This window comes from Streptomyces musisoli (assembly GCF_016741855.1).
Classification (GTDB): domain Bacteria; phylum Actinomycetota; class Actinomycetes; order Streptomycetales; family Streptomycetaceae; genus Streptomyces; species Streptomyces musisoli.
Window position 1 is genome coordinate 1 of the sequence record NZ_JAERRH010000094.1, and the last position, 1,080, is coordinate 1,080.

Here is a 1,080-nt window from a genome sequence, read left to right on the forward strand (position 1 = left end):
ATGCGGATGTTCACGGTGACCCCGTCCTGCCGTCGGCCGGTGCGGCGCGGCGGTGTACGGCACGTCATATCCACGGCTCTCGCCTGCGGCGTCCTGCTGGCCGGCGCCACGGCGTGCGACCAGGGGGCCGCGCGGAGGATGTCCGGCGGCGCGCCCGGCGCGGCGTCCGCCTACCCCGGTCAGCCGTGGGCAGCCGGCTGCCGGGCGTCGGGGACCGGATGTGGAGCGAGGTGCCGGCCGGTACCGGGCAGGCGGTGGTCGTCTACGGCGAGCGCCGGGATTCCCCCGACAGCCTCGTCGTGCTCTATCAGAAGCGGGACTCCACATGGGTGCGGACGGCGAGCTGGCCCGGGCACAACGGCAGGCTGGGCTGGACGGAGGACCACCGTATGGACGACGAGCGCAGTCCTGCCGGCGTGTTCACCCTCACCGACGCGGGCGGCACGCTCGCCGACCCCGGGAGCCGGCTGAGGTACTGGCGGGACGACCACGCCTACGCGACCATGCTGCCCCCGGAGCAGAGCCACGCCCATGACTTCGACTACGTCATCGCCATCGACTACAACCGGCTCAAGGACGTTCCGCCGTTCGACTGGAGCCGCCCGGACGGGGTGGAGAAGGGCGGCGGGATCTGGCTCCACATGGACCACGGCGACGGCACCTCCGCATGCGTCACCGTCCCCGAACCCGCCATGAAGACCCTCCTGCGCACCCTGGACCCGGCACGGCAGCCCGTCGTGGTGATGGGGGACCGCGCCCACCTCGCGGCCTGAAGACCCAGGGGCCGCCGGTGCCCCGGTGGGCGCGGGCCACCGCGGGACCGCCTGCGTCCCGGCACGGCCCCCGAAGCGTGCGGCGACGTTCCGCGGGGCACCGTAGCGGCCCCCCGGGGGGTGGCCGGCCCGTGCCCGGGGGCCTGGGGGAGGGGGACCTGCCCTTGCGGGGAGTGGGTGGCCCGCCTCGGGGGAGGGCGGCCCGGCAGCCGGCTCGCTCCAGGACCGGCCGGCCTGCTTCGGGGGTGGGTGAGGGGTCGAGCGGGGGGTGGGGGCCGGGGTGGGGGCGGGTTTTGGGTGGGGTTTT

1 protein-coding gene is annotated in these 1,080 nt (G+C 75.5%); it reads left to right on the forward strand.

Annotated elements, in window-relative coordinates; genetic code table 11:
• Nucleotides 1-185: 185 nt before the first annotated feature.
• Complete coding sequence (locus tag JK361_RS40595; RefSeq protein WP_307787459.1) at nucleotides 186-773, forward strand: L,D-transpeptidase family protein; 588 nt, start codon at nucleotides 186-188, stop codon at nucleotides 771-773.
• The last annotated feature ends 307 nt before the right edge of the window (nucleotides 774-1,080 follow it).